The sequence below is a fragment of the Bacillus sp. FJAT-25509 genome, assembly GCF_001420605.1.
GTDB lineage: Bacteria > Bacillota > Bacilli > Bacillales > Bacillaceae_G > Gottfriedia.
Genome location: NZ_LJIZ01000021.1, coordinates 213,428 through 234,012 on the forward strand (window position 1 = coordinate 213,428; position 20,585 = coordinate 234,012).

Genomic DNA, 20,585 nt, shown 5'->3' on the forward strand with positions numbered 1-20,585 from the left:
TTAGAGGAGGAAATTCACAACATGGTGAAGCGTAACAGAATTGTTGCCTTCTTCTTAATTATTGCTGTATTAGCAGCAGTAATCGGCACAACTGTATTTGGTACCGCGAATAATATTAAGCTTGGTCTAGATTTACAGGGCGGGTTTGAGGTGCTTTACAAAGTTAAGCCGATTAAGAAAAGCGACAAAATTAACAAAAATGTTTTAGTAAGTACAGCAAAAGCTCTTGAAAAACGTGTAAACGTATTAGGAGTAAGTGAACCAAACATTCAAATCGAAGGGAAAGATCGTATACGTGTACAATTAGCTGGTGTAAAAGATCAAGCTAAAGCACGTGATATTCTTTCTACTGAAGCGAATTTAACAATTCGTGACGTAAATGATAAGGTTCTGATGACTGGAGCGGATTTAAAAGAAGGCGCTTCAAAGCAAACATTTGACCAAATGGGTAAACCAAGTGTATCAATTACATTTAAGGATGCTTCTAAGGTTAAAGATGTTACAAGTAAAGTATTAAAAATGGGTGCTCCAAATAATATGATGGTTATTTGGTTAGATTTCAAAGAAGGACAAGACTCTTTCAAAAAGGAATCTGCAAAAGCAAAACCTAAATTCTTATCTGCAGCTAGTGTAAATCAAGTATTTACAGATGATTCACTTTCTATTGTAGGCTCTACATTTACGGTTGAAAGTGCAAAAGAACTATCAGACTTATTAAATGCAGGGGCACTTCCAGTACACCTTAAAGAAATGTATTCAACATCAATCGGTGCAAAATTTGGTACAGATGCTCTTCATGAAACAATTTTTGCTGGAATTATTGGTGTGGCAGTAATTTTCTTATTTATGCTTTATTTCTATCGCTTACCAGGTTTAATCGCAAGCATCATGTTAATGGCATATACTTACGTAACATTACTAGTATTTGACGGCATGAATGCAGTATTAACACTTCCGGGTATAGCTGCATTAATACTTGGTGTTGGTATTGCAGTAGATAATAATATCATTACCTTTGAGAGATTGAAGGACGAGCTAAAACTAGGGAAATCAGTTGCATCGGCGTATCGTGCTGGTAATCAGCGTTCATTTGGCACGATTTTTGATGCTAATATTACAACTCTACTTGCTGCTGTAGTATTGTTCTCATTCGGTACAAGCTCAGTAAAAGGATTTGCAACAAGTTTAATTGTAAGTATTTTAGTAAGCTTTTTAACTGCAGTATTCGGTACTCGTCTATTACTTTCTTTATTAGTTCAAAGTCGTTACTTAAATAATAAGAAAACATGGTTTGGTATTAAACAAAGTGAAATTCTTGGTTTAAATCATAACCTAGCACATCCTCCTACAAAATATGATAAAGTCGATTTTGTAAGTGTAGGTCGAAAATTTGTTTATTTTTCAATTGTTACAGTAGTTGTCGGTGTTATTCTACTTTCTATTTTCCGATTAAATTTAGGAATTGATTTTGCAAGTGGTACACGTGTAACATTTGAATCAAAATCAGCCGTTACAAAACAAGTTGTTAATGATGAGATTTCAAAATTGAACTTGAAGCCAGAAAGTATTACTATTTCAACAAATGATGCAAAAACAGGTTCAATCGTATTTAAAGGCGTATTAACAAAAAATCAAATTAATGATTTGAAAAAAGATTTTACGACTAAATTTGGGGTAGAACCAAACGTAAGTACTGTTGATCCAGTAGTTGGTAGAGAATTAGCAGCTAATGCCGTTAAAGCATTGATTATCGCGTCAGCAGGTATCATTCTTTACGTATCATTACGTTTCCAATTCTCATATGCAATTGCTTCAGTAATTGCCCTACTACATGATGCATTCTTCATTGTTGTAGTGTTTAGTATTTTTAGATTAGAAGTAGATATAACTTTCATCGCAGCGGTTCTAACGATTGTTGGTTATTCGATTAATGACTCGATCGTTACATTTGACCGAGTACGTGAAAATATGAAGCTTAAGAAGAAAATTCGTTCTAGAGAAGAATTGAAACAAGTTGTAAATGAATCAATTCGTCAAACTTTAGGCCGATCTGTTAAAACAGTTCTTACTGTACTATTAGCAGTACTTGCATTGCTTATATTCGGAAGTCATGCAATTCTTAACTTCTCACTTGCATTATTAATAGGTTTAGTTGTTGGAACATATTCTTCAATCTTTATCGCTTCACAAATTTGGTTATTTATTAAAGGTCGCCAACTTGATAAAAACCAAGTAATTGATGTTGAAGAAGCTAAATAATTAAAAAGAGTATAAGCTCATGCTTATACTCTTTTTTTCATGTTAGCGAAAAAAAGAATTTATCAATTAAAAAAGTAAGGTCTTTTTGATTTCCACTACAGAATGCTCGCTTTCCGTGGGGCGAGATTCTTGAGCCTCCTCGTCACGTACGTTCCTGCGGGGTCTCAGCCTTCCCGCATCTCCCACAGGAGTCGAGCACCCTTTCATTCCAATCAACTCCTCATCAAAAAAGTTTATCTTTAAGAATTTTGGAATAATCTTTTAGAGAAAGTGCAAATAAAAGAACATTTCTTTAATAATTAGGAAAACTATAAATAAGGCCATTGAATCATGAAGAAAGAGAAAAAACAAAGGAATTGAAGAAATTACATAAAATCAAAAAATAAAAATAAATCTTCTTCTTAATTTGTGTTCATAGATTGGTTTAAACTTTTTAACAAACAATATTACATAACTAAAATCAACCCAACATATCAAAAAAATTTAGTGTTCCATTTTTCAATTGAATATATTTTATTTATAAACGTTGAAAAATAGTATAGGCTCATGCTTATACTCTTCTTGTATTAAATTCATTATGATTTGAAGATAATAATATAATGTGTTAATAATGATTAGTGTATTTTTTAGAGTTAGAAAAAGGGAAGTAGGTAAAGTATATGGAACAGGAAGAGCGTTATAAGGAAGCCAGGAAAGGGGCTTATATCGGAATATATGGAAATTTACTTCTAGCAATTGTTAAAGCAGTTATAGGATATATTGGAAATAGTAAAGCGTTAATGGCAGATGCGGTACATTCTGCGTCAGATGTGGTCGGTTCGATCGCGGTTTTATTTGGTTTAAGAGCTGCTAAGATGCCTCCAGATGAGGATCATCCTTATGGACATGGTAAAGCTGAATCAATTGCTGCAATTATTGTTGCTGTACTATTATTTATTGTTGGAATTGAAATAACTAAATCCTCTATAACTGCATTTTTTAAACCAGTGCATCCACCAGAGCTAATCGCTTTATTAGCAGCTTTTATATCAATATTTTTAAAAGAATGGATGTTTCGCTATAAATATGCTTTAGGGAAAAGGTTAAATAGTGACGCAATCATCGCTAATGCATATGAACATCGCTCCGATGTATACTCATCTGCTGCAGCTATGGTTGGTATTGGAATTGCAATTCTAGGTACTAAATTTAATATGCCAGTACTTTTATATGCAGACCCTGCCGCTGGTCTTATTGTAGCAATTATGATTTTAAAAATGGCTTGGGATATAGGTGCAGAATCAATACATACGACAATGGATCATGTCCTTCATGAAGAAGATATTGAACCTTATAAAGAAATTGTTAGGAACGTAGAAGGAGTTAAAGAAATAAATTCTCTCTATGCAAGGGAACACGGTTATTACGTCATAATCGATATTAAAGTCTCAGTAGATCCATATATAACGGTTGAAGAAGGACATAAAATCGGTAAAAATGTTAAAGCACAGTTGATGGAACAAAAAGATGTGGAAAATGTTTTTGTCCATATTAATCCATATAATGATAAAAATAACTCTTTCATCCAATAAGTTTACTTTAGTATAATAGTACAGTTAGGGGTGAGAGTATTGTTAAAGTCAAAAGCACGTTGGAAACCGAAATTATCGAATCACCAAGAAGAGCAATTATTAAGTAAAGAATTACAGATTTCCCCTCTATTAGCTAAACTACTTGTTACTCGTGGATTTAATACAGTAGATGCAGCAAGTAAGTTTTTATATGAAGATCAAATGAGCTTTCATGACCCGTTTTTATTAGAGGGTATGGATATTGCAATTGACAGAGTATTTCAAGCGATTGAAGAAAATGAAAAAATATTAATTTTTGGCGATTATGATGCAGATGGAGTTAGCAGTACTTCAGTATTGTATTTAACATTAATCGAACTAGAAGCAAATGTAGATTTTTATATACCAAATCGTTTTACTGAAGGATATGGTCCAAATAAGAATGCATTTAAATGGGCGAATGACCAAGGTTATTCATTAATCATTACTGTAGATACAGGTATTTCTGCAGCAGAGGAAGTTAATTTTGCAAATGAACTAGGTGTGGATGTAATTATTACGGATCATCATGAACCACCAGAGGAATTACCAAACGCTATTGCGATTATTCATCCAAAGCTAAGTCCGAGCTATCCTTTTAAAGAACTAGCTGGTGTAGGAGTTGTGTTTAAATTCGCTTCCGCATTATTAGGTAGAGAACCAGAGGAATATTTGGAACTAGTTTCAATTGGTACAGTTGCTGATTTAGTACCTTTGGTTGATGAAAATCGTTTAATCGTAAAAAAAGGTGTAAGGCAACTAAAGCAAACTAAGCGTGAAGGACTAAGAGCTCTTTTAGAAATTAGTGGAACTACAACAGATTCAATTACCGAAGAAACAATTGGATTTGCAATTGGTCCTAGAATTAATGCAGTTGGTAGACTTGGTGATGCTAAGCCTGCAGTAGAGTTAGTTTTAGAAAATGATAGAGCACTTGCTAAAAAAAGAGCAGAGCAAATTGAAATTCTAAATAAGGAGCGACAAGAATTAGTTTCACGTATGACAGAAGAGGCAATTAAGCAAGTAAAAGAGCTTGATTCATCTTGTTCAAATAAAGTGATTATTGTCGCAAAAGAAGGCTGGAATGCAGGAGTAGTTGGGATCGTTGCTTCGAAATTAGTTGATCGCTTCTACAAGCCAGTAATTGTTCTAAGTATCGATCGTGAAAAAGGAATAGCAAAAGGTTCAGCAAGAAGCATTGAAGGTTTTTCTCTATTTGAAAACTTAACAAGATGTAAAGATATTTTACCTCATTTTGGAGGTCATACACTTGCTGCTGGTATGACATTGGCAATTGAAGATGTCGAGCTATTAAGACATCGTTTAAATGAATATGCAGATCAAATTATGACAGATGAAGATTTTATCCCATTAAAAGAAGTCGATTTAAACTGTCAGGCTAGTGAAGTTTCAATCTCATTTATTAATGAATTAAATATGCTAGCACCTTTTGGGATGCATAACCCAAAACCTGTTTTAGAAATAAACGAGGTTGATGCTCTAAATATTAAACAAATCGGTAATGAAGGTGCACATCTTAAAGTACAACTAAAAGATGAGGTTACATTCCTTGATGCCGTAGGGTTTGGATTTGGACATGTTGCTAATGAAATTGCAAGTGGATCAAAAGTATCATGCTTAGGAATGGCTTCTATTAACGAATGGAATGGTAAACGAAAGCCGCAGTTAATGATCCATGATATTAAAGTAAATCATTGGCAGTTATTTGACTTAAGAGGTCAAGAGCCACATCGATTAACTTTACCTTCAACCGAAGAAAAATTCATATTTTTACATCAATCATCAAATGAATATGAAAATTTAAAGTCTAAATATCCTATTTCTAAGTTTGTTGCATATGAAGATGTACTAAACTTAGATGTTAATATACAAAATAACTATGTGATCCTACTTGATTTACCTAGTTCTGAAAATGATTTGAAAGAAGTTTTTCGTAATGGGTTATCAGAACGTATCTACTTAATTTTTAATCAAGAAGAATTACATTTCTTCTCACCAATACCAAGTAGAGAAAGTTTTAAAAAATTCTATTCGATCTTAGCAAATACAAATCCATTTGACATGAACATGTATGAAGTGGCATTATGTCGTAAGATGGGTTGGAAAAAAGAACAAGTCGATTTTATGACAAAGGTGTTTTTTGATTTAGAATTTGTTACAATAGAGGATGGAAAAATTCGTTTGTTGCCACAAACTGAGAAGAAAGATCTCTCTTTATCTAATACGTATGCAAAAAAATTAGCTAGTATTGAACTAGAACGCTTATTTCTGTACTCAAAATGTGATGAATTAACTACATTTTTTCAAAATATGAAAAGTCATTTTTCCGAAAATGGGGAGGCACTTATTTAATGAATTTAAAAGATTATATAACGATCGTACCGGACTGGCCAAAAGAAGGCGTTCAGTTTAAAGATATTTCATCATTAATGAATGATGGAAAAGCTTATAAAGAAGCAACAGATCAAATCGTAGCTTATGCGAAAGAAAAAGATGTTGATTTAGTAGTTGGACCAGAAGCTCGTGGATTTATCGTTGGTTGTCCAATTTCTTACGCTTTAGAAATAGGTTTTGCACCTGTTCGTAAGCCAGGTAAATTACCTCGTGAAGTTATTAGCTACAACTACGATTTAGAATATGGTACAAATACGTTGACAATGCATAAAGATGCTATTAAACCAGGTCAACGTATACTGATCACTGATGATTTATTAGCTACAGGTGGTACGATTGAAGCTACAATCAAACTAATTGAAGAATTAGGTGGAATTGTAGTTGGTATTGCTTTCTTAATTGAGCTTTCTTACTTAGAAGGTCGTAAAAAATTAGAAGGCTATGATATATTTACACTAATGACATATTAATATTTAACATATGATAATGTTATCTAGACAGGGTACTCTGAATAATCAGAGTGCTCTTTTTCTATCAAAGATCTGCAAAAAAAAATGAAATTTGACGACTCCTGCTTTACAAAAAACGAAATTTTCATGATAATAGAAGAAATAATGATTTAAGGTGATTAGATGGCTACTGAGCAAGTTTTGACAGCAGAACAGGTTTTAGAGCAAGCGTCCCATTATTTAAAAGAAGATGATGTGGCGTTTATTAAACGTGCTTATGAATATGCTCGTGACGCACATAGTGAGCAATTTCGTAAGTCAGGTGAACCATATATTATACACCCGGTTCAAGTAGCAGGTATCCTAGTTGGCTTAGAGATGGATGCTACAACCATTAGTGCTGGGTTTCTTCATGATGTAGTAGAGGATACTGAAGTATCTAAAGAGGACTTAGAGAACCAATTTGGCAAAGAAGTATCTATGCTTGTAGATGGTGTAACAAAGTTAGGTAAAATCAAGTTTAAATCGAAGGAAGAACAGCAAGCTGAAAATCATCGCAAAATGTTTGTAGCGATGGCACAGGACTTGAGAGTAATATTAATTAAATTAGCCGATCGCCTTCACAATATGAGAACGTTAAAACACTTACCTCAAGAAAAACGTATGCGAATTGCGAATGAAACGTTAGAAATATTTGCACCGCTAGCTCATCGACTAGGGATTAGTAAAGTAAAGTGGGAGCTTGAAGATACAGCGTTACGCTATTTAAATCCACAGCAATACTATCGAATAGTTAACTTAATGAAGCGAAAAAGAGCAGAGCGCGAGCAATATTTAGAAGAGGTTATTAACGAAATCTCAACTCAACTTGAAGATGTCGAAATTAAAACAGAAATTTCTGGACGTCCTAAGCATATTTATAGCATTTACCATAAAATGGCTAAGCAAAATAAACAATTTAACGAGATTTATGACTTATTAGCTGTACGTGTGATTGTTAATAGTATTAAAGATTGCTACGCTGTTTTAGGCGTTATTCATACATGCTGGAAACCGATGCCAGGTCGTTTTAAAGATTATATTGCAATGCCTAAGGCGAATCTGTATCAATCTCTTCATACGACAGTAATCGGTCCAAAAGGTGAACCACTAGAAGTACAAATTCGAACACAAGAAATGCACCAAATTGCTGAATATGGTGTTGCAGCACACTGGGCATACAAAGAAGATAATGCAAATCTTCCTTCACAAAAAACTTTAGAAAATAAATTAAGTTGGTTCCGTGAAATTATCGAATGGCAAGATAATTCTACAAATGCAGAAGAGTTCATGGAATCGGTAAAAATGGACTTATTCTCTGATATGGTTTTTGTATTTACTCCAAAAGGTGATGTTTATGAATTACCACTAGGATCTGTTCCAATCGATTTTGCTTACCGAATTCACTCTGAAATCGGAAATAAAACAATTGGTTCAAAAGTAAATGGAAAAATGGTCCCACTTGATTATAAACTTAAAACCGGTGATATCGTTGAGATTATGACATCGAAGCATTCGTATGGACCTAGCCAAGACTGGTTAAAGGTCGCTCAGTCTTCACACGCTAAAAATAAAATACGTCAATATTTTAAAAAGCAAAGAAGAGAAGAGAATGTTGAAAAGGGCAAGGAATTAGTTGAAAAAGAAATTAAAGCATTAGAATGTGATTTAAAAGAAGTATTAACGTCTGAAAATTTAAAACGCGTCGCAGAGAAATTTAATTTCTCTAATGCAGAAGATATGTATGCAGCCGTTGGATACAATGGAATTACTGCAACACAGATTGCTCACCGTTTAACAGATAAATTCCGCAAACGTACTGAAATTGAGCTAGAAGACCGATTAAAAGAACTTTCTTCGGACCTTAAAAAAGCTCCATCACGTCGTAAAGATGCTGGTATTTCTGTAAAAGGTGTAGATAATTTATTAATCCGCTTATCAAAATGCTGTAATCCTGTACCTGGTGATGATATTGTTGGCTATATCACAAAAGGCAGAGGAATCTCAGTTCATAGAAGCGATTGTGTAAACATGTTAAATGATAGTGAAGAAGATCGTTTTATTGAAGTTGATTGGGAGGAAAGCCCTACGTTCGAACGTGATTATAACGTTGATATCGAAATTTTCGGTTACGATCGTCGTGGTCTTTTAAATGAAGTTCTTTCAGTTGTAAATGAAACAAAAACAAATATCTCTTCAGTAACAGGAAAAAATGACCGAAATAAAATGGCAACTATTACAATGAGTTTGTCCATTCGTAATATAAACCACCTGCAAAAAGTAGTGGATAAGGTTAAACAAATTCCAGACATATACTCTGTGAGACGTATTTTCCACTAATAGGAGGTGCCGAAAGTGAAAGTATTATTACAGCGCACAAAAGAAGCAAAAGTCGTTGTAGACGGACAAGTAGTAGGTCAAATATCTAAAGGTTTATTATTGTTAGTTGGAATAACGCATGAAGACACGATAGAAGATGTTAAATATTGCGCTGACAAAGCAGTTAACCTAAGAATTTTTGAAGATGAACTTGGAAAAATGAATTTATCATTAAATGATGTTGGAGGCCAGGTTCTATCTGTTTCTCAATTCACTTTATATGGCGATACGAGAAAAGGTAGACGTCCAAGCTTCACAGATGCAGCCAAGCCAGAAATCGCAAATGAATTATACGAATATTTTAATTCGTATTTACGCGAACAAGGTTACGAAGTACAAACCGGTATTTTTGGTGCAGATATGGATGTAACATTTACAAACTGGGGACCAATTACAATTATGATTGAAAGTAAATAATCCAATTTTTAACCTCCTTTTCCAAAAAGGAGGCATTTTTTTTAATAAAAAAAATTATTAAAATAATAACTTCAAATAGCGAATATATTGAAGTACACGGGTTCTTTCAAAGAATTTAGAGGAGGTCATTATATGGACATAATTACAATCGTGTTAATCCTTATCGCTGGTGTAATTTTGTTTACGATCCTCAAAAGTTTCTTAAAAGCACTTTTATTTGTTATTTTAATCATCCTAGTTTATTACGGATTAATGCATTTCATAGACGGATCAGTTGAAAGCATTCAATCTACTTTGAGAATATTTATTTAAACCATGGTATGTACCATGGTTTTTTTTTGAAAGCAACTGCAAATAAATTTTCAAGACTGCAAATAAACATCAATTTGCAAAAAATATCGTTAAATTTAACTAATTATTTTCTACTTCTACTAATATCTACGTTAAAGACTACTTAAATTTAATCAATTTCCACCTCTTTTTTTCTGAATCCATAGAACTAATTAAAATTGCTTAACCCTAAAAAAACGTGCCTAAGTTTTCAACAATATTTTAATTGTTTAATCCTTTAATTATTTGGACATCCTATATAACAACATACTTGGAAGGAGACTGCAGCATGAGAATAAATAATCGTAATAGTCTAGGATCAGGTAGAAAAGGTGTCTTGAATATGGATTTTCATGAGTTTCAAAATAGGGGACAAGAGTCCAATTCATTAGAGATGGCAAGTGAGTTTGGTTTAACTTTAAGAGAAGTGCGTGATTTAAAAAGACAGTTGGAGCGTTCGTAAAAAAATTTTAACTGTTCTTGACATTTGTCGTATCCGAACGTAAGATATTAAATAACATATTGATACATAGTAATAATCCATAGACGGAGAAAAGTAGGATAGGATCTCTTGTAGAGAGAGGAAGTGCCGTGGCTGAGAGCATTTCCACAAGTAGACTATTTGAAAGACACTCCCGAGGCTTTATTCTGAACGATTTCTAGTAAGGATAAACGTAATCGGCGTTAACGATGAAAGTGGGAGAACAGTTTATTGTTCTTCAATTAGGGTGGCACCACGGGCTTATAACTCTCGTCCCTACTGTTTTTATTTCAGTAGGCACGAGGGTTTTTTGTATTTATAAAGGTTTATATTTAGGAGGATTTAAAATGTCGATTAATATCCCAAGAGGTACTCAGGATCTTTTACCTGGTACGATTGAAAAATGGCAGTATATTGAAAAGTTTGCAAGAGATTTATGCAAACGATATAACTATAACGAAATTCGTACACCAATCTTTGAACATACTGAATTATTCCAGCGTGGTGTTGGAGATACAACAGATATTGTTCAAAAAGAAATGTACACATTTACTGATCGTGGAGATCGTCAATTAACATTACGTCCAGAAGGAACTGCGTCAATCGCTCGTTCTTATGTTGAAAATAAAATGTACGGAAATAGCAATCAACCTACAAAGATGTACTATATCGGTCCTATGTTCCGTTATGAACGTCCCCAGGCTGGTCGCTATCGTCAGTTCGTACAATTTGGTATCGAAGCTTTAGGTAGTAATGATCCTTCTATCGATGCAGAAGTATTAGCTCTATCAATGGAATTATATCGTGGTCTTGGATTGAAAAATGTTAAGTTAGTTCTTAATAGTTTAGGTGACCTAGAAAGCCGTAAAGCACACCGTGAAGCGCTTGTGAATCATTTTAAACCAGTAGCACATGAGCTATGTAGTGATTGTAATAATCGTTTAGAAACGAATCCTTTACGTATTTTAGATTGTAAAAAGGATCACGATCACCCTTCAATGAAGACAGCACCATCGATTTTAGAATATTTAAATGAAGAATCTATGAACTATTTCGAAGCTGTTCAATCTTATTTAACAGCTATGAAAATTCCGTTTGAGATTGATGCAAATTTAGTACGTGGTTTAGATTATTATAATCACACTGTATTTGAAATCATGTTAGAAGGTAAAGGATTCGGTACAATTTCAACTTTAAGTGGTGGTGGCCGCTATAACGGATTAGTTGAAGAACTTGGCGGTCCTAATACTCCTGGTATTGGTTTCGCATTAAGTATAGAGCGTTTAATATTAGCTCTTGAAACAGAAGGAATCGAACTTCCAATCCAACAAGAAATGGATGTATTCCTAATCGGACTTGGAGAAGAAGTGAAAAAAGAAGCGACTGCTATTTTATATCAATTGCGAAAAGCTGGTCTTGTTTGTGAAAAAGATTACCAAGATCGTAAAATAAAAGCTCAATTCAAAGCAGCGGAACGTTATAAAGCAAGATTTGTAGCGGTTCTAGGTGAGGAAGAATTATCTCGAGGAGTCATTAATTTAAAAGACCAAGAGACTGGTGTACAAGAAGAAGTTGCATTAGACATCTTTGTAAAATACGTAAGCTCTAAATAAACAAATGGGGGAATTGAAAATGGAACAACGAACGCATTTATGTGGAGAACTAAGGGAATCACATATCGGTCAAAGTGTAACACTTAAAGGATGGGTACAAAAAAGACGTGATTTAGGTGGATTGATTTTTATTGATTTACGTGACCGTTCTGGACTTGTACAAATCGTTTTTAATCCTGAAACTTCAGGTGAAGCTTTAGCTCTAGCTGAAACTGTACGTAATGAATTTATTCTTCACGTTCACGGGAAAGTAGTATCTCGTGGTGAAGGTACAGCTAATACAAATCTTGAAACAGGAGCAATTGAAGTTTCTGTTGAAAAACTTGAACTTATTAATAAAGCTAAAAATCCTCCATTTCCAATTGAAAATAAAACTGAGGTAGCAGAAGACCTTCGTTTAAAATATCGTTATTTAGATCTACGTCGTCCAGTTATGTATGACACATTTAAATTACGTTCAAAAATTACAAAATCAATTCGTGATTTCTTAGATGGTGAAGACTTCTTAGAAGTTGAAACGCCAATTTTAACGAAGAGTACTCCAGAAGGAGCTCGAGACTATTTAGTACCTAGCCGTGTACATCCAGGTGAGTTTTATGCATTACCACAATCACCTCAAATTTTTAAACAATTATTAATGGTTTCAGGATTTGAACGCTATTTCCAAATTGCACGATGCTTCCGTGACGAAGATTTACGTGCTGACCGTCAACCAGAATTTACTCAAATAGACATTGAAACTAGCTTCCTTTCTCAAGAGGAAATAATGGAAATGTCTGAAAGAATGATGGTTAAAATGATGAAGGAAACCAAAGGTGTTGAACTAGTTACACCACTTCCTCGTATGAGCTATGATGAAGCGATGAATCGTTACGGTTCTGATAAGCCTGATACTCGTTTCGGTTTAGAGCTAATTGATGTTTCTTCTTTCGCTAAAGAAAGTGGATTTAAAGTATTTACTTCAGCTGTTGAAAACGGTGGACAAGTAAAATGTTTAAATGTAAAAGGTCAAGCAGCAAATTATTCTCGTAAAGACATCGATGGTCTTCAAGAATATGCTGGCCGTTATGGAGCAAAAGGTCTTGCTTGGTTAAAACTTGAAGAAGATGGTTTTAAAGGACCAATCGCTAAATTCTTTAGTGAGGAAGAGTTTGCTACATTAAAATTAGCTGTAGAAGCAGAAGCTGGTGACTTAATTTTATTCGTAGCTTCAGATGCTTCAGTAGTTGCAAATAGCTTAGGTGCACTTCGATTAAAACTAGGTAAAGACTTAGATTTAATTGATCAATCTAAATTCAATTTCTTATGGGTTACTGACTGGCCATTACTTGAGTATGATGCAGAATTAAATCGCTATTTTGCGGCTCATCATCCATTCACGTCTCCTGTTCGTGAAGATATTGCGAAACTTGATACTGACCCAGGTAGTGTAAAAGCTCAAGCTTATGACTTAGTATTAAATGGTTACGAGCTTGGTGGAGGATCGGTTCGAATTTACGAAAGAGACATTCAAGAAAAAATGTTCAAATGCTTAGGATTTTCTGAAGAAGAAGCACAAGAGCAATTTGGTTTCTTAATGGAAGCATTTGAATATGGTACACCACCACATGGCGGAATTGCGTTAGGTTTAGACCGTATTGTTATGTTACTTGCAGGTCGCTCAAATTTACGTGACACAATTGCATTCCCTAAAACAGCATCAGCAAGTTGTTTATTAACAAATGCACCAAGTTCAGTTTCTTCTGCACAATTAGAAGAATTAGCGTTAAAAACAACTGTAGAAGAGTAAAATAAAGAGGAAGGGTGAAGGAATTAATTTTCTTAATCCTTTCCTTTTTCTTGTTGAAGGACTAAGAAAAATTCTGTTTTTCTTTAATTCAAGCTTGCTGTAAATAGCTTGTATCATGTATATTTAAATCATTGTAATCTGATTAAGATAGTGGGAGTTGAATAAATGTTACACCAATTTTCTCGTAATGAGCTTGCATTTGGTAAAGCAGGTTTAGAGCGATTACAAAACAGTACGGTAGCTATTTTAGGTATTGGAGGCGTTGGCTCATTTTCTGCAGAAGCTTTAGCGCGTTCTGGAGTTGGACGTTTAATACTAGTGGACAAAGATGTTATTGATATAACAAACGTGAATAGACAAATTCATGCTTTATTATCAACAGTTGGAGAGCCTAAAGTAGAGATGATGAAGCAACGTATTCTTGAGATTAATCCTGAGTGCGATGTAATTACACATAGAATGTTTTATACAGAAGAAACATTTGAAAAGTTTTTCGAAATTCCATTAGATTATGTAATTGATGCTTCTGATACAATTACATATAAAATTCACTTAATTAAAGAGTGTCGCCGCCTGGGAATTCCACTTATTTCAAGTATGGGTGCCGCTAATAAGATGGATCCAACTCGATTTAAAATTGCTGATATATCAAAAACAACTCACGATCCTATTGCGAAGGTTATTCGAACTAAACTTCGCAAAGAAGGCATTCAAAAAGGTGTTACAGTTGTTTATTCAGACGAAAGTCCTATTGTTATTCGTGAAGATGTACGTAAAGAAATCGTACCAGATGAAAATACAAAAATTAGAAAAGCAAAAATGCCACCGTCTTCAAACGCCTTTGTCCCATCAGTTGCTGGCTTAATCGCAGCTAGTCATGCAGTGCGTGAATTAATAAAGGATATTGAAATTAAGCGTGTAGGTAAAGAATAACCAATGCTCAAACATTGCTGACTGTAGGAATTAATTTCCTACAGTTTTTTTATTTATTAATGTAAAAACTACCTTCTATAGGAGGTGTTTGATGTTGAATAGAGCCTTGAAAGTATTTTGTACTTTCGGATTATCATTATCAATATTAACTGCTTGTAATAGTACAAGTGACGTGGAAAAAGATTCAAAACAGCATCATGTAGATAATTTATCCAATCGGATTAATGTTAAGTATAAAAAGAAAAATAATGTTGTCGAGAAAAATGGTAAGGTTGGCAAAGATGGCGTCGTTAACGATATGGAATCGATTGAAATGAATAAACGTAAGCCTAATAAATAAAAAAGACCCCCAAATTAATTGGGGGTTTCAGTCTGCTCGGACACATTGCAGGATAAGGTAAAAGGGATTACATATTTAAATCCTTCTCATTTTTAGCTCTAATTTTACGTCCTCTCACAAATTGACGTCCTATTAACGAAATAACTAATAGTCCAACTACAAGTAGTAGAATTTGAATATATGATAAGTTAAAGTATTTAGCACCAGTAATAATTAAGAGTGTAGATAACGTACCTTTAATAATAAAAAATATAATTATCCATAAACCGCCTTTTTTCCAATTCATTTCATTATACTCCTTACTATTGCATCCATTTTGTTACTTCATTATACAATAGGACAAGTGATAATATACTGTGAATGTTTTACATTATTTTGTCCGAATTTATTCGAGTAGATTGATTAATACATTTTGTTTCTTTTGGATTAATGCCTTTAGTTTAACAATTTTTTTATTTAAATTATCATTATCAATTTTTAAAAGATCTACTCTTTCTTTTAACTGCAAATTTTCCTCCGAAGCTTGATGCATTTGTTCAAAATTCTTTAAGAATTGGATGATCATTTCTAAATTTAGTGAAGGAGGATCTATTGGCTTATTTAATCTGGTAATTTCTTCTGTGGGTGTGTTTATTTCTTTACAATGATCTTTTGATAGTTTTCGGTATCTAGAAGCACAGGCTGTCTTTGTCCGATTAATAATATTTGCTACCATTTCAAATGCTTCTTGCTTCGATTTACCTTTACTTTCATATTTTTCAACTAGTTCTATTAATGTGTTTTCATCTTCAAGTGACCATTTTGTTTTGGGAGCATTCATTTTTTCACCTTCTTTAATTCATCTATTATTATCTTGACCAAATATATTATTAGTAAAAAGAAATATTTTCGGGTGCAGATGAAAAATGTTTCCAATTCATTTACAATAGTAAAAAGAGCTATAAAGGAGGGAGCAAAATGAGCCATGAACCTCTAGCATACCGAATGAGACCAAGAACGATTGATGAATTAATTGGTCAGGAAAAAATTATCGGAAAAGAATCAGCGTTATATCGATTAATACATAACGGACGAGTTCCTTCAATGTTAATACACGGGGAACCTGGAATAGGGAAGACATCGTTTGCCCATGCAATTGCTGGTACGGTTGATAAACGTTTTGTAACTGTAAATGCGACTACTTCTGGTAAAAAAGAACTTGAGGATATCGTTCATGAGGCGAAAATGTTCGGTGAGATTATTCTTTTTGCAGATGAAATTCATCGATGGTCAAAGCTACAACAGGATTATTTATTATCATATGTAGAAAGCGGGTTTATCACGTTAATTGGGGCAACAACTGAGAATCCATACCACGACGTTAACAGTGCGATACGATCTCGCTGTAACCACATTTTAAAATTAGAACCTCTTTTACCAAAACATATTTATAAATTATTAGATAAAGCCTTAAGAGATGAGGATAGAGGATTAGGAAATTTGCAAATCCAAATTTCAGAGGAACAAATTTTAAAAATTGCTCATGGAGTAAACGGTGATGCAAGATCATCTTTAAATATTTTGGAATCAATTGTATACGGTTCTACAAAAGAGTCAGACGGTACGATTGTAGTACAAGATGAAATTATTGATGAATTTCTTCGTTCAAAAGGTTTTAATCATGATAAAAATGGAGACTTTCATTATGATACATTGTCTGGTTTCCAAAAGAGTATTCGTGGAAGTGATGTAAATGCTGCACTTTATTATTTGGCGAGGCTCATTGAAGCGGGTGATTTAACTAGCATTATTCGAAGGTTATTAGTTATTGCTTACGAGGATATCGGATTAGCTGGCGATCCATGGAAGGTTGTTCTAGCGTGTGAAGCTGCAAAGCAAGTTGGATTTCCTGAAGCAAGAATTATTCTTTCAAATGCAGTAATTGAGCTTTGTTTGTCATCTAAATCTAATTCTAGTGTGACATCAATTGATCGAGCATTAAATGATGTGAGAAGTGGGCTACATGATGATATCCCAGCACATTTAAAAGATAGTCATTATGCCGGTGCCAAGGATATGGGGCATGGGATTGGTTATATTTATCCGCATGATCATCCTTTAGGTAATTTTGGCGGTTGGGTAAATCAACAATATCTTCCAGACCGACTTGTAAATCAGGTTTACTATAAACCAAAAGAAGCAGGTAACGAAAAACGTTACGGGGCTATTTTTGAAAAACTACGGCAGTTTAAGAAAGATCGGAAATAGATCAAAACTAAACGAGAAGGTAGATTAAAGCGAAGTTTGTCGCTTAATCTACCTTCTTTTTTAATATAATCCACTCAATTATGATTAAATTTATTAATAAACCTACCCATATATTAACGTTTAGAGCTTCCTCAACCATTCTTTCTCTACCACCAGGTACATGTAATCCATTTAGCAAAAAGTAGGCTAATAATATAAATGGCACTAAAACTCTACCACTAACTGCTACTAATGTGATTCCAAAACTTCGAGTCATCCAGATTTGGTGAGCCATGTAATTTTTCTTCTTAGCGCTATGGATACCTTTAATTGTAGTGAAAATCCAAAAGATAGCTAAAACAAGAAAAGAAATTACCTTTGAAAAATTTTCAATATAGAAAATTACAATCAAAGACAAAATTCCACTTATAAAAACGCTAATATAGTAAATCTTCCCGATTATTCGATGGATTCTTGGAGAACGAGTTCTAATCTTTTTTACAAACTGTAAGAACCCAGTAATTAAAGCAATAAATGCAAAAAAGATATGTGTAATTAAAGCAGGATATTGAATTGAAGTTGAACTAATTTGGATCCGACTTTTCTCAGGATTTATTAGAAAATAAGGAGCCATAAAAGGAATAATGACACAAAGCGAAATAATAAATAAAATCCACCAACTTTTCTTAGAATTCATAAATTAACCTGTCCCCCGATATTTAGTTTGATATTTAATATGTAATTTAGTAAGAAAATCTTTAATTAATATCATAGCAGTCTAATATGAACGGAACATGAATAAAAAAAGTCGAGACTCAGGTCTCGACTTTTTACACGCTGTTGAAAAATAATCTTGTCAATTAAATTACCAAATTTTCGTAAAAGGAGTAGAGTGAGGTTGATTTCCACTACAGGATGCTCGCTTTCCATGGGGCGAGACCTGATGCGGGGTCTCAGCCTTCCCGCATATCCCATAGGAGTCGAGCACCCCTTTCGTTCCAATCAACTTATTCATCAAAAAAAAGTCTGCAATAAAAGCTATTCAAATCGCCTTTACTAAGAGTATCCTATCAGTTGTTTATTAATCAGTTTGTAGGTCAATTAATATCGAACATTAATTATTAAACAAAACAATTGAATTTGCTTTTCTAAAAATTAGCTCATAATACTTTTAACTTCTGAAATAAACCATTACTAGTGCAATTACTCAAACATAATAACATTTAAAACCATTAATAGATCATCCAAAAATTGAAAATTTAATTATTAATAAATGATCATTTAATGTCCGTTTTCTCTATTGACCATTTTATATTTCAACACTCTAAAAAAAGTCGAGATTCGAGTCTCGACTTTTAAGCACTAACATCATTTTCAAAAACCTCAATAGTTGGAGAATCAACTAAATGACTAGTTAATAATTTTATCTCGAGGAAAAGTAGATCAGGTTTAATAAATGTAGAAGGGATTGATAATATCTCTTCGTCATCTTTATCGTAGAAAACAATATAATTTACTTTTCGTTGATATGCTGCCATTTTTCCTTCGTTTTTACCCCATTTTCGGAGTTCAATGGTCATTCTGTTTATTTTGTGAAGCTCGATCGACTTCAATTCATTACCTTTTTTTAAGGTTAGCTGTCTACTTGTTAAAATTAATTTCGACTCTTTTCGAAGTTGAATCGTTGCATACACTTTATATAAGAAAACAATCCATAGTAAAGCTAGTAATAAAAAATAAATAGGATCGTGATTTCCGAAAGCAGTACCTGTTCTAACAGCTGTTAGGAATCCAAGAAAATAGGTTCCAAAATGCCAACTTGGCTTTGATTCCAAAATGACTTCTTGACCTAATTTATCATTTTCTTCTTTATTCAATAATTCAAGTTGGCTTTTATGTTCGTCCTCGGTGTATTTGTCCCATTTTGTAAATGCCGTTATTGTTTCATCATAAAATCGTGGACTAGGAATTTGTTCAGAAATATAAGCCCCTACATATGCAGCCATCCAATCATTTTCTTCCCAATTTTCTTGCTTACTACGAAATTTAGTTAAATAATAAGTTACTTCTTGTTCATAATAGTTTGAAGTATCATAACGCTTTATAATTTCGATCTCGTCAGGGATAACACCAAAATCTTCATGAGCAATTAAGTAAAGAAATAGTCTGTTTTTCACAAAACTTAGTTGATGTTCTTCCGTAAATTGGTATATATCTTTCTTTGAAAATTCATTTAATTTTGTATAAAACCATACAGCAGATTCAATATTGTGAGCACAATAATCAAGAATTCCTTTTTCAAATTGTACGCCATGTTCCATCAGTGAGATAACAGCATCCACTTTTAGGTATGGATCTTTATACTCAAGTGCTTCTTGTAAAAATTCATGAATGCTATCATCAAAATAAAATTGCATTAATTGAAGGTAAATACCCATCTCTTTTCGAACGATGAGGTAAGATTCCTTCCAAGCCTGGTACACATATTTTATGTTGTAATCTTGATCATAAGTTAAATAGGAATCTCGCTTAAGCTTATATAAGACTTTAATTTTTTCGATTATATAATCTTTCTCATCGGATGAAAAAGGTAGAGAAATTGAATTCCTTTTACATAACAGAATTAGATGGAAAATTGAAACTGCAGTTTCTTCATTTTCGATTAAACGTAATAATTTTTTTACAATTTCAGGCGCCCAATTTGTCATTTCGAAAATGAATTGAACATCGATATCAAGCGAGAATCGATTACTATTTTTTTCAATGATTCGTATATAAGCATCTCTAGCTAACTCTGATTTAAGACTTATTAATAAATAAAGGGCTTGATGTTTAGCTCTTTCACTATATGCTTCAAAATTCTTTTCGATTGGAATTATTAATTCTTGGAGTTCGAACTCTGAACAAAATCCAACTAAGTGATAGCTTCCATCATCCCAATCTTCTATTGATTTCGGGAAATTGCTTCCCGCTTCTTCTAATAAATAAATTAATGATTCAATAGAAGCACCAGAACGAAGAGACTTTCTAAGTTGGTCTACGCCTTTTGCGCGCTGATATAGATCTTGGTGGCGTAATTGATTGACTATTTTCTTGAATTTTCTTTGTACAGCCAACTTAAAACCTCCTCTAGCTTCTTTTTAATTCCAATATATCATAATAAGGGTAATGGGAAATAGTTAAATAGTCTTGTAGTGTATTTGTTTAAATGGAAATTCAGGTCTTTTACCTTATTTATTGTCACAATTGGATAAATTTTACAAAATGTTTTGATAATTTATTTTTAAGCTTTTATAATAATAAGAACAAGCTGTTCATATTTTATA

17 protein-coding genes and 1 other annotated feature are annotated in these 20,585 nt (G+C 33.3%); of the genes, 13 read left to right on the plus strand and 4 right to left on the minus strand.

What is annotated here, in order from left to right; genetic code table 11:
- The first annotated feature begins 21 nt into the window (after positions 1-21).
- From secDF to AN960_RS14180, 12 genes are all read left to right on the plus strand, one after another.
- Positions 22-2,259, plus strand: coding sequence for a protein translocase subunit SecDF (gene secDF, locus AN960_RS14130; protein ID WP_056472637.1), 2,238 nt, complete (start codon positions 22-24; stop codon positions 2,257-2,259).
- A gap of 659 nt (positions 2,260-2,918) precedes the next feature.
- Entirely contained in the window at positions 2,919-3,830 is a 912-nt protein-coding gene (locus AN960_RS14135; protein WP_056472640.1) for a cation diffusion facilitator family transporter, read from the plus strand.
- A gap of 39 nt (positions 3,831-3,869) precedes the next feature.
- On the plus strand, positions 3,870-6,221 hold the full coding sequence (recJ, locus tag AN960_RS14140) for a single-stranded-DNA-specific exonuclease RecJ (RefSeq protein ID WP_056472643.1): 2,352 nt from the start codon (positions 3,870-3,872) through the stop codon (positions 6,219-6,221).
- A complete protein-coding gene (locus tag AN960_RS14145; RefSeq protein WP_056472646.1) occupies positions 6,221-6,733 on the plus strand; it encodes an adenine phosphoribosyltransferase in 513 nt (170 codons plus the stop codon). Before recJ ends, AN960_RS14145 begins: the two co-directional genes overlap by 1 nt.
- Positions 6,734-6,895: 162 nt before the next feature.
- On the plus strand, positions 6,896-9,091 hold the full coding sequence (locus AN960_RS14150; protein ID WP_056472649.1) for a RelA/SpoT family protein: 2,196 nt from the start codon (positions 6,896-6,898) through the stop codon (positions 9,089-9,091).
- Between the two features lie 15 nt (positions 9,092-9,106).
- Positions 9,107-9,547 carry a D-aminoacyl-tRNA deacylase gene (gene dtd, locus AN960_RS14155; protein WP_056472654.1) on the plus strand — a complete coding sequence of 147 codons (441 nt, stop codon included), beginning with the start codon at positions 9,107-9,109 and terminating at the stop codon, positions 9,545-9,547.
- Between the two features lie 132 nt (positions 9,548-9,679).
- A complete protein-coding gene (locus tag AN960_RS14160; RefSeq protein WP_056472655.1) occupies positions 9,680-9,859 on the plus strand; it encodes a hypothetical protein in 180 nt (59 codons plus the stop codon).
- A 307-nt stretch (positions 9,860-10,166) separates the two neighbouring features.
- The gene (locus AN960_RS24785; RefSeq protein WP_088013656.1) at positions 10,167-10,340 is read left to right on the plus strand and encodes a hypothetical protein; all 174 of its coding nucleotides are present in this window, start codon (positions 10,167-10,169) and stop codon (positions 10,338-10,340) included.
- A 71-nt stretch (positions 10,341-10,411) separates the two neighbouring features.
- Positions 10,412-10,639 (plus strand) — a binding site (T-box leader).
- Positions 10,640-10,705: 66 nt separating this feature from the next.
- Entirely contained in the window at positions 10,706-11,971 is a 1,266-nt protein-coding gene (gene hisS / locus AN960_RS14165) for a histidine--tRNA ligase (RefSeq protein WP_056472657.1), read from the plus strand.
- A gap of 19 nt (positions 11,972-11,990) precedes the next feature.
- Positions 11,991-13,760: an aspartate--tRNA ligase gene (aspS, locus tag AN960_RS14170; protein ID WP_056472659.1), complete on the plus strand. Its 1,770-nt coding sequence runs from the start codon at positions 11,991-11,993 to the stop codon at positions 13,758-13,760.
- Between the two features lie 165 nt (positions 13,761-13,925).
- The gene (locus tag AN960_RS14175; RefSeq protein WP_056472661.1) at positions 13,926-14,693 is read left to right on the plus strand and encodes a tRNA threonylcarbamoyladenosine dehydratase; all 768 of its coding nucleotides are present in this window, start codon (positions 13,926-13,928) and stop codon (positions 14,691-14,693) included.
- Between the two features lie 91 nt (positions 14,694-14,784).
- Positions 14,785-15,033 carry a hypothetical protein gene (locus AN960_RS14180; protein ID WP_056472663.1) on the plus strand — a complete coding sequence of 83 codons (249 nt, stop codon included), beginning with the start codon at positions 14,785-14,787 and terminating at the stop codon, positions 15,031-15,033.
- A 67-nt stretch (positions 15,034-15,100) separates the two neighbouring features.
- Here the strand turns inward: AN960_RS14180 and AN960_RS14185 are convergent, their stop codons facing one another.
- Both AN960_RS14185 and AN960_RS14190 read right to left on the minus strand, forming a co-directional pair.
- The gene (locus AN960_RS14185) at positions 15,101-15,319 is read right to left on the minus strand and encodes a hypothetical protein (protein ID WP_056472665.1); all 219 of its coding nucleotides are present in this window, start codon (positions 15,317-15,319) and stop codon (positions 15,101-15,103) included.
- Between the two features lie 99 nt (positions 15,320-15,418).
- On the minus strand, positions 15,419-15,853 hold the full coding sequence (locus tag AN960_RS14190; RefSeq protein WP_056472667.1) for an SANT/Myb-like DNA-binding domain-containing protein: 435 nt from the start codon (positions 15,851-15,853) through the stop codon (positions 15,419-15,421).
- Between the two features lie 137 nt (positions 15,854-15,990).
- Between AN960_RS14190 and AN960_RS14195 the strand changes: the two genes are divergently transcribed.
- On the plus strand, positions 15,991-17,280 hold the full coding sequence (locus tag AN960_RS14195; RefSeq protein ID WP_056472670.1) for a replication-associated recombination protein A: 1,290 nt from the start codon (positions 15,991-15,993) through the stop codon (positions 17,278-17,280).
- A gap of 43 nt (positions 17,281-17,323) precedes the next feature.
- Here the strand turns inward: AN960_RS14195 and AN960_RS14200 are convergent, their stop codons facing one another.
- Together AN960_RS14200 and AN960_RS14205 are read right to left on the minus strand one after the other, a co-directional pair.
- Positions 17,324-17,956: a DUF2306 domain-containing protein gene (locus AN960_RS14200; RefSeq protein WP_056472673.1), complete on the minus strand. Its 633-nt coding sequence runs from the start codon at positions 17,954-17,956 to the stop codon at positions 17,324-17,326.
- A gap of 658 nt (positions 17,957-18,614) precedes the next feature.
- Complete coding sequence (locus AN960_RS14205) at positions 18,615-20,375, minus strand: hypothetical protein (protein WP_056472676.1); 1,761 nt, start codon at positions 20,373-20,375, stop codon at positions 18,615-18,617.
- Between the last annotated feature and the right edge of the window lie 210 nt (positions 20,376-20,585).

Excerpts from the sequence above, each read along its gene's own strand:
- hisS (WP_056472657.1), top strand. The coding sequence starts at position 10,706 with ATGTCGATTAATATCCCAAGAGGTACTCAGGATCTTTTACCTGGTACG.
- AN960_RS14180 (WP_056472663.1), top strand. The coding sequence starts at position 14,785 with ATGTTGAATAGAGCCTTGAAAGTATTTTGTACTTTCGGATTATCATTA.
- AN960_RS14145 (WP_056472646.1), top strand. The coding sequence starts at position 6,221 with ATGAATTTAAAAGATTATATAACGATCGTACCGGACTGGCCAAAAGAA.
- AN960_RS14150 (WP_056472649.1), top strand. The coding sequence starts at position 6,896 with ATGGCTACTGAGCAAGTTTTGACAGCAGAACAGGTTTTAGAGCAAGCG.
- AN960_RS14175 (WP_056472661.1), top strand. The coding sequence starts at position 13,926 with ATGTTACACCAATTTTCTCGTAATGAGCTTGCATTTGGTAAAGCAGGT.
- AN960_RS14195 (WP_056472670.1), top strand. The coding sequence starts at position 15,991 with ATGAGCCATGAACCTCTAGCATACCGAATGAGACCAAGAACGATTGAT.
- AN960_RS24785 (WP_088013656.1), top strand. The coding sequence starts at position 10,167 with ATGAGAATAAATAATCGTAATAGTCTAGGATCAGGTAGAAAAGGTGTC.
- aspS (WP_056472659.1), top strand. The coding sequence starts at position 11,991 with ATGGAACAACGAACGCATTTATGTGGAGAACTAAGGGAATCACATATC.
- AN960_RS14135 (WP_056472640.1), top strand. The coding sequence starts at position 2,919 with ATGGAACAGGAAGAGCGTTATAAGGAAGCCAGGAAAGGGGCTTATATC.
- AN960_RS14190 (WP_056472667.1), bottom strand. The coding sequence starts at position 15,853 with ATGAATGCTCCCAAAACAAAATGGTCACTTGAAGATGAAAACACATTA.
- AN960_RS14200 (WP_056472673.1), bottom strand. The coding sequence starts at position 17,956 with ATGAATTCTAAGAAAAGTTGGTGGATTTTATTTATTATTTCGCTTTGT.
- secDF (WP_056472637.1), top strand. The coding sequence starts at position 22 with ATGGTGAAGCGTAACAGAATTGTTGCCTTCTTCTTAATTATTGCTGTA.
- AN960_RS14160 (WP_056472655.1), top strand. The coding sequence starts at position 9,680 with ATGGACATAATTACAATCGTGTTAATCCTTATCGCTGGTGTAATTTTG.
- AN960_RS14185 (WP_056472665.1), bottom strand. The coding sequence starts at position 15,319 with ATGAATTGGAAAAAAGGCGGTTTATGGATAATTATATTTTTTATTATT.